The organism is Lichenifustis flavocetrariae, assembly GCF_026130545.1.
In the GTDB taxonomy this organism is placed as follows: Bacteria; Pseudomonadota; Alphaproteobacteria; order Rhizobiales; family Beijerinckiaceae; genus Lichenihabitans; species Lichenihabitans flavocetrariae.
Map to the genome: position 1 here is coordinate 1 of NZ_JAMOIM010000089.1, position 8,887 is coordinate 8,887.

Annotated in this window: 6 protein-coding genes and 1 pseudogene; 3 read left to right on the top strand and 4 right to left on the bottom strand. The window is 55.6% G+C overall.

All coding sequences use genetic code 11. The features are described from left to right. Positions 1-429: 429 nt before the first annotated feature. The gene (locus tag M8523_RS35050) at positions 430-669 is read left to right on the top strand and encodes a hypothetical protein (RefSeq protein ID WP_282589435.1); all 240 of its coding nucleotides are present in this window, start codon (positions 430-432) and stop codon (positions 667-669) included. 310 nt (positions 670-979) lie between these two features. Here the strand turns inward: M8523_RS35050 and M8523_RS35055 are convergent, their stop codons facing one another. Beyond that, a complete protein-coding gene (locus M8523_RS35055) occupies positions 980-1,633 on the bottom strand; it encodes a DUF1153 domain-containing protein (protein WP_282589436.1) in 654 nt (217 codons plus the stop codon). A 1,584-nt stretch (positions 1,634-3,217) separates the two neighbouring features. Here M8523_RS35055 and M8523_RS35060 point away from each other — a divergent pair. Beyond that, positions 3,218-3,619, top strand: coding sequence for a response regulator (locus M8523_RS35060; protein ID WP_282589437.1), 402 nt, complete (start codon positions 3,218-3,220; stop codon positions 3,617-3,619). A 575-nt stretch (positions 3,620-4,194) separates the two neighbouring features. Here the strand turns inward: M8523_RS35060 and M8523_RS35065 are convergent. Next, positions 4,195-4,923, bottom strand: coding sequence for a Crp/Fnr family transcriptional regulator (locus M8523_RS35065; protein WP_282589438.1), 729 nt, complete (start codon positions 4,921-4,923; stop codon positions 4,195-4,197). Between the two features lie 248 nt (positions 4,924-5,171). Here M8523_RS35065 and M8523_RS35070 point away from each other — a divergent pair, with 248 nt between their 5' ends. After that, on the top strand, positions 5,172-7,157 hold the full coding sequence (locus M8523_RS35070; protein ID WP_282589439.1) for a PAS domain S-box protein: 1,986 nt from the start codon (positions 5,172-5,174) through the stop codon (positions 7,155-7,157). Between the two features lie 634 nt (positions 7,158-7,791). Here the strand turns inward: M8523_RS35070 and M8523_RS35075 are convergent. Next, positions 7,792-8,205: pseudogene (locus tag M8523_RS35075) on the bottom strand (transposase); the annotation flags it as partial. A gap of 184 nt (positions 8,206-8,389) precedes the next feature. Continuing rightward, a complete protein-coding gene (locus M8523_RS35080; protein WP_282589440.1) occupies positions 8,390-8,824 on the bottom strand; it encodes a recombinase family protein in 435 nt (144 codons plus the stop codon). Between the last annotated feature and the right edge of the window lie 63 nt (positions 8,825-8,887).

Here is an 8,887-nt window from a genome sequence, read left to right on the forward strand (position 1 = left end):
CTGCACGATGACCCTCGACCGCAAGCATCGGGCCGCCAAACTGGCCGAAATCCAAGCGCGTCCGTGAATAGGGCCGGCTAGTGTTCTGAGTGGAACGCTTAGTACCCGCTCAGTCGGCTTGATCGCACTCCTGAGACGCCAGGAGCGGAGGGTTATCTTTTGTTCAGGTTGGAACACTAGGCTTACCCTGTTCGAGATCCACAGCTCAGCAGCGAACGCACCTGCACTCCGCGATGGTGCCTGCCCGCAGGCGACCAGATTAAGGCAGCGTTGTCTAGCTATTCGTGACAAGATCTCTCTCGAGAGAAATATTCCGCAGCAATGAGAAAGTTTAAGCTATCTTAATTCGTAATTTAACCCGATGTTGTCATATCAGCGCTCCTTCCGACAATTTTGGAAACAGCGATCATCTGATGAATGGTGGTTTGTATGAGCATCCAACCTGGTTATGATGAAGGCTCAAGCTCAAAGTACCGTGCCTATGAAATCGGAGACGATGGTCATTGTCTGGCGGTCCTCGAGCTCACGGCGACTTCAGACAAAGACGCCGTGCATCAAACATTTCGGATGGTCATCGGACACGTTTGGGAGCTTTGGGACCGGGAGCGGCTGGTCATCACCTTGCGGCCTCACTTGAAAGGCCCTGGCCAATCACAAGGCAGCTTCTGATCCTTATTCTTCGTTATGAGGGAGGAGCCGATCCGCTTCTGCCCGGACTTTGTTCACGGGACTGCCCACCATAAACCTGCTGCCACCATCCCGATCAAGGTGACAGCCCAAACGACCCCAGTCGCCAATCCCCCGATGACCAACGCGACAGCCAGCGTCTGCCGATCAGGGAGGCGCGCGTTCACGAATTGCTTTGGAATCAACGATCGATCCTTGTGCTCGATGTCGCCCGTTCACAGGCTGGACCTCACGGAGCCCGATCCCAGATATCGTGAACCGGAGCCTGTATGATTGGCCGGTACCGCCGACCTCAGCGATACATCCTGTCCGATCCGTCGCGGCCGTAGCACCGCCCAACGTAACCGCCATCTTGGCCCAGACGCTCTCTCCATCGGTTAAGTTCAGCGCCATAAAGACCGTACGTGGCGATGGCCTCGGCTTCTGTGACGCGACCGGCCGCTATCGCGCCGAGCACCTCGGCCTTCCGCCGATCGGTCCAACGCCTGATCGGTTTGAGCCAGTCAATTTGCGCGGCCCTCAGCTTCTCCAGTTCGACTTCGAGTGAGTTCAGCAGATCGAACAGTTCCGATGTTGCGGCACTGGCTGCAGCGAATGCTGCTTTCACTTGAACACTCGTCATCCGGTCATTGCGTGCCCCATCAGAAATCTGGCGAACCCTACGAGGAAGGTTCACAGTATTCGCGATTGCTTGGGCCGAACGCTCAATAATAGCCGCGCGCGTTTGCTGATTTATAGGCAATGCAAATCCCCCTTTGTATCGCATACCCAAAAGGGGCGAATGATGTTTACAAGTAAGAAGCGCACTCTTCTGATAGCGTGTCGCGCCCTCTAGAGCACGGCTAACAGAGAAGATGCCTAGATCGCGAATAATCAAAACACATACCGACTGCACCCCATACAGATTCGCCCCGTCGGCAATTAAGCACGTTGCAAAAACAAACAAAAGTTCAAAAGAAAGTGATCAAGAATGTTAGTTCGTCATTTTGCGATCGGATCACGTTTTGTCATGAATGATCATGAACTTCGCATACTTAAGGCAGCGTGGACGGCATCGGCCTACTTCTGTAACAGTGGGTTCCCAACTGGCTTGAACGGTCGTTCATATCGGGTCGGTTTCCGTGGGGTCTACGATGCTGGCACGGATGACAGACAAGCCTTGGGCCGTCGCCGTGTTAGTGCTTCGTACGGTGCGCTCACGCCAGAGCGGTAACGGGCGCGACGATCTCAAGACTCTCGAAGCGATGCGTGATTTCACGTTACACGACCTCTCGTAGCTACCCTTCCGAGGGAGCTCGGCCTCTGCAATTCGGTTCAGAAACGGTTCTGGCGGCATCGTGAAGCCGAGGTATTCGAGGCCTTCTTCGAAGCGCTGGCCGGTCTGAGCGAGACCGCCTATCTCGTGCAGATGTTTGATCCACCGTGATGCGCGCCCATGTTTTTGGGGCGGCCGCAAAAGGGAGCAGAACGATCAGGCGCTCGGTCCGTAACGGGGTTGTTTCTCAACCAAGATCGACCTCAAGACCGACATCGAGGGTCTTCCTGTCGCCTTCCACCTAACCGGCGGCCGTGGCCGGTGATGCAGCCGTCCAGCCAAACCTGCGACCCACCGCAATCAGGAATCCGATCAGCCATTCGAACCCTCGGCCCGCTCTACTGAAGGGCCAGTATGGAATTCGAAAAGATGCAGCTTTCGCCTTCGTTTCGTCATTTCTTGGGGCAATCTTGCCGGACGATTGAAGGCCACCGAGCTCTGTCGGAGCCAGAGTGCGAAAGCTATGCCAGAGCTGGTCGAAAACTGAACAGATTACCTCGATGCGTTAAACACGCCGGGTCGCACTGAGTTGCGGGTGGGTTGTGTGGAACGTTAGCTTCGGCCGACCTACGATTGCGAATGCATCAGAAATTGGGAAGTCGACATGAACGACGAAAGCCAATTCGGCAGATAGAGACTGAAGACGGATCGCGGACACCGCGCCCCTCGCCGGAGGAAAGGGCGTTGCAGATTGAGAACGAAAAAGCCTCCCGCAGTCGCGGTCCAACCGTCGGCGAACCATTCGATGAATTGCCCGAGCCGGAGTCTGACGAAACTGTTCACTGGTTGTGACATCGCAGTCTCTGACCATCCAGAAGGCCCGGCGTCCAGCCACTTCGCGTAGCCGGAGCCAACGATATGAAAGTTGCGTTCATGCCCGGGTAGGCCGGATCGTTGTTCAACACGAGGACGGCTACGTGTTTGTTTTGCAGATCCACGACGTCAACGCTGTAGTCACGGACGTCGAAGATGTGACATTGTCGAGCATAGGTCCTCATCCAGATGCTGATAAGCTAGGCCCGCAGGCTCGCACGGTCCCCAAAGCTGAAGCGCGAGCGCAAGGCTGGGTGAGGTGAGCTCGGGGAATGATGCTATAAGCACGATTGTTGATTTCGGCGACGGTTGAAGGCTGGGGGCGGCATGAGAGGCACTCCCTCGCCAGGCAGCTTGTTCCCGAATCAGACCGCGCATTGGTGAGAGCTTTGGAGCCTGTTCATGGGCATTAAACAAGTTGTTGTGGTGATCGAAGACGATGTGCTTCTCCGCCTCCAGGCCGCAGAGTTGTTCGACCTTGCTGGAATGACGGTGCAAACCTATGCGACCGGCGAGGACGCGATTGAGTTCGTTCAAAAGCATGAAGCAGAGGTTGCCTGCATCTTCACTGATCTCAAATTGGGCGGGGGAGCGGATGGACTGCAAGTGGTCAGAGCTGTGTCGAGCGCCTTACCAAAAATTCCAGTGGTGCTGACATCAGGGGAGCTTCCCGAACGCCCGGAGGATTTGCCAGCCAACGTCAAGTTTGTTGCCAAGCCCTGGCAGCCATTCGACGTCATCAACGCGGTTCAAGATGCCAAGCTAGACGACAGTCGAGAGGTACTGTCGGGAAGAACCCAGTAGGCCTCTGACCAGCGCGTCGCGACCTTGCTTCACGCCGCCTGACCAAGGGCCACCTCCACAAGGATAGCCTGATTAGGGACAACTACCGGCGTTGCTGCACGCCCGCCGCCGGCGAGAACGTGGGTCGGGATGTGGTACGACATCAGCCCGTCCATAGTTCGGAATTGAAGCAAGCCCGGTTTCAAGAAAATCCGCGATCTCTTCGACGGACATCGCGATATGAATCTTGTATAACCTCAAGATTGGTATCACCCTCCACCGGTGCCTTGGTTTGGGAGTATTCCTATGCAAAATCTAATACGGAGGATTAAGTCCGTTATTTTGACAAAAATAGCCGTGTTTGTTCCCGTTACGTAAGACGAAAACTTAGGTTGTCAGGCTAACGCGCCTCTAAGAAGACTTGCAACACGTATCGGCTGAGCGGGCGTCTCGACTATCGCACGCCCACCGCCGTCCGGCAGCACCTGCTTTCACCCTCGACGATCTCCGCTTAGGATCAACTTCGATGTCTAACTGTACGGGGCCGGTAAACGCTCCTCAAACTAGCTACCAACCCAAAACACAGATTCCGGCTACTATTGCATTTCAAGACAATCTAGCTTAATTTTATTAATCAACATCTCCGGCCTGTTCTTCTGGAGCTTATAGCATTCGCAGCATTTTTCCCGAAGTCCGACCGGGTCCAAGATCTGGATGTGGCCTCTGCTATAGTGAATGAGACCAGATTGCAGGAGTTCGTTTGCAACGATCGATACGCTGTTTCGATGGGTGCCCAGCATTTGGGCCAGGAGATCCTGAGAGAATGTCAGCTTCCCGCTTCCCGCAAGATCCCGCGCATGCAGAAGCCAGCGCGGCAAGCGCGACCGGATGGTGTGAACAGCATTGCACGCCACCGATTGCAACGCCTGCCCATACACCATTTGTTCATGACGAATGATCATATCGAGCAGGAGTGGGCTCCGCAGGGCCTCGGCCCTAAGAAACCTACTTTCAAGTGTCGAAGCTCTTCCGGCCATCTGGATCATAGCCGTACTGGTCGCGGTTAGTCCACTCAGCGCTGACGTACATCCAAAGACGCCGTCATGACCGATCATAGCGGCCTCAACAGTTTGGCCGTCGGTTAGTCGGACTACAATCGAGATGATTCCGCTATGGGGGAAATAGACACGATCAATGTCACCGCCGGCTTCTACCAATACCGCTCCGGGCATCATGTCAAAGGGTCGAAGATGCCGATGAAGTAGCGGATAGTCGGTGACGGACAGAGACGCTAAGAAACGATTACCATTGATATTAACAGACAAAGCGCTCTCCTGCCGCAGGGCGGGAGCGCAAATCTCTCTCTGTCGTCGATGCCTATAATCCCGACCGACGATTTTTTGATCCTAGCACGCTTGATCGCTGGCGGCAATGGCTACTAGACCTCCAGGCGCCATTTAAGTGGGCATAATCACAGTTCCGGGAATACGTCTTCCCGATTTTGATCGAGTGTGAAGAATAAGCGATGCCCGATAATTCGTATCCTAGTTCTAAATAGTCGGTGAGTTGGTTTATGACAATTGCTGCGTCGAAGGTTAGCGAGCCCGCTCCACACGAGCACGATCGACTGCTTATTGATTCCGTGATCGATTTTGCGATCTACCGGCTTAACGCTGATGGCAGAGTTTGCAGTTGGAACACCGGCGCGGAGCGCATCAAAGGCTATACCGAAGCCGAGATTTTCGGAGAGCACTTCTCTCGTTTCTTTACACCGTCAGACCGAAAGGCGGGCCTTCCCGCCTTGGCCCTCGAAACGGCGGCCCGTGATGGCCGCTTCGAGAGCGAAGGATGGCGTGTTCAAAAGAATGGAACCAGCTTTTGGGCTCAGGCCGTCATCAATGTCGTAACTGGTCCAGGCGGGCAAACGTTAGGGTTTGTGAAGATCACGCGAGATCTGAGTGAGCGCCGGCGTGCCGAGCATGCTTTGCGGCAGAGCGAACAGCGGTTTGCACATCTCGTTCAGGCAGTGACGGATTACGCGATCTATATGCTCGACACTCAGGGTGTGGTTGTGAATTGGAATCAGGGTGCCGAGCGCATCAATGGCTATCGAGAGGCCGAGATAGTGGGCCGTCATTTTTCCGACTTCTACATGTATCAGGACCGCAGCTCCGGGGAGCCGCAGCGCAATTTGCGATGGGCGGTCAGAGACGGGAGATTCCAAAAGGAGGGCTGGCGGGTTCGCAGGGACGGCAGCCGGTTTTGGGCCAATGTCGTGATCACTCCTATCTTAGATACTGAAGGGTTGCTTCTAGGTTTTGCCAAGGTCACCCGCGACATGACGGAACAGGTAAGGTCGCAATCTGCGCTTGAACGTACGCGAGAAGCGTTTTTCCAATCGCAAAAAATCGCGGCCATCGGTCAACTTAACGCGGGAATCACGCATGATTTTAACAACGTGCTAACCTCCGTGCTCGGCAATCTCGAAACCTTACGGATGCAGTCGTCCTCCGACGCAAAGCTGGCGCCGACCATCGACAAAGCCTTGCTGGGCGCGGAACGAGGCGTGGCCCTGACAAAGCGCATGCTGAATTTTGCACGCGAGCGTGTCCACCCCTCCGACGAAGTCGAAATACCCGTTCTGATTCAGGGTATGGGCAGGCTTTTGAAACAATCCGTGGGGTCGACCATCTCCATCGAAACACGATTTCCGATCGACCTGCCCCCGATCGATGTGGATCCTCATCAACTCGAACTTGCGCTCATCAACCTGGTGATCAATGCCCGCGATGCAATGCCGAGCGGCGGGACGATCACCATCACCGCCAGAGAGAGTTCCTACTCTGACCCAGTGGCTTCCTCACCGCGGTCTGTGGTAGTCGCAATATCGGACACCGGCCAAGGAATGGACAACGAGACGCTGGCACATGCCTTGGAGCCGTTCTTCACCACTAAGAAGCTGGGAATGGGAACCGGCTTGGGTTTGTCGATGGTGCTTGGGTTGGCGGAACAGTCAGGCGGCCAGCTTACACTGAAAAGTGAGAAGGGTGTGGGAACGGTCGTCGAACTTGCGCTGCCCATCGCCTTATCAAAACGTCGAGGTGAGCGAGCAATTCGTCCCGCGGTTCACATTGAGGTTCAGGAAGCGTCGCCGGAGGTTCAGCACCAGGAAGAAGCCGAAAGCGACGCCGAAACAGGAGAAACGACTCGTCGGATCGACGATGACCATTGGGACAAGGGTGCATCGAAACAACCGGCTTTGTTAGAGTCGCTTGAGGAACAGTCTCACAATGACAACAATTTAGAGCCTCCCGCGTTTCCTGTCGTTGTAGTCGCGCAACAAGTTGGCTTGGTCAAGAACTCGCCGGAAGAGCTTCCAAGTTCATTGATTTCGGGTGATCGCAGCGGCACCTCGCGATCTTCAGCCTACGACAGGATGGAAAGCAATCTTATCAAGTCAATGTTACACACCCGAATGGAGGTCGAGCAGTCGGTTGCGCAAAAATCGTTCAGTCGCCGTCTCAAAGGTATCTTGAGAGGATTGTGGACTGGGAATTAGGTGCACCGGGAGGTTGAATGATAGAATCGGTTCGCAATTTTTGTGAAGGGCGATTGCGGTGCGGGCTCTAATTGCAGCGTGAATCGGCGAGACGTAAGCAGTGTCAAGAGGCGCACCTTCCTGCGTCGACTCGTTTTTGGTTATTACTGGAAGAGCGTGGGGATGAGCTGGCTGTTCTGGTTGCCGAGCCTGCAGCCGGGTCGAAGCCACCCTCATATCCGCGTTGACAAGCGAACCCCTTCGTGATCGCGTCCGACAAAGCCGGAACGAAGGTGGCCTGCTTGTTGATGTTGGTCTGAGTCGAACTTAGCACCGCACTTGAACCGCCCGTATTCTCCGGAGGTTAGTAAGTCTGATATACCGTAGCAGAAGGTGGGACACCTTCTATCATTGGATGTTCGGGTTAAGTTTGATCGTGATCTCTCGCGACGGGCATGCTGCTGTTCGTGATCGGCGGGGTGGCTGTCACATGATGCGATTGGCGTGAGGCGAAGAGGACCGATCTCCCAGGCGGAGTTGCGATATCGCACTCCAGGCGTCCAGCGGTCTCTCGGCGCCATCGTCCCTCACGAGGCACGTCCCTTGCGGGGGCCGATCTCGGTGTCATGATGAATTTTGGTGTTGTGGTCTCCGATCAGGCTGCAGGCGAGACCGGGGCTGCGGTAAAGCGGAAGCCGGTTCCATTGACCCACATGCGATGCAGGATCACGGCGAGCTTTCGGGCGAGCGCGGCCTTGGCGCGCTTCAGACCTCGTCGCTGAGCCAGTTTCACAGCCCAGGCTTTCAGGCTCGACCACTTCGCAGATCGCGTCAGCATGACGTGTGCGGCCTCATAGAGGGCGACGCGCACGAACGGATCGCCGGCCCGACTAGTGGCGCCCACCCGATTGGTTTCTCCGGATTGGTAGCGTCGTGGTGTCAGGCCGAAAGAAGCGCCGACTGACTTCGACGAGCTGAAGCGATCTGGTTGGTCGATGGCCGCCTGATAGGTGAGAGCCACGATCCGTCCCACGCTAGGCGTTGACATCAGTTCTCTGCAGACATCAGTTTGTCGAGCTGCGTTACGGACCCGTTCGTCGATGATCGCGACCTCGTCAACAACGATGTTTCCTCGAACAATTGCTCGCTCGAACGGCCGCTATCTTCGCAATCCTGTACGAAAGCCGTCATTCCCTATTGGCCGGTTGCCGAAGTGAAATTCGTATTCACGAATTCGGATGCAGGCTCTGGCTTCAACTCTGAAGAACGCGATAAACTTGCATGCGCGAACAGCCGAGCGCCTTCGCAATCGTCGTCGCCCCAGCGCCGTTCGAGTGAAGCGCAAGAATTCGTTCGCGATCGATCCGACGCTTACCGCCCTGGTAGACACCTTCGACCTTTGCCCGTTCGATGCCGTCCCGCTGACGTTCTTTGATGAAGCGGCGCTCCATTTGCGCGACCATTCCGAGAACGGTTAGGACGATGTGGCCCATCTCGCCGCGGGTCGAAACATGCGGGTCGAGGACGGTCACGAACGCCCCCCGCTGCTCGCACTCGTGGATCAAATTCAGGACGTCACGAGTATCGCGACCGAGCCGGTCGAGGCGTGTAACAACCAACTCGTCACCCGGCCGCAAAAACTGCAAGACCGTGGCCAGCTCGCTTCGACCATCGCAGGGGTTACGCATGAAATCAGTGAGCTATTTGACGGCCTGAAATCCGATATGATTCAGGGAGCCTCCTTGGCGTTG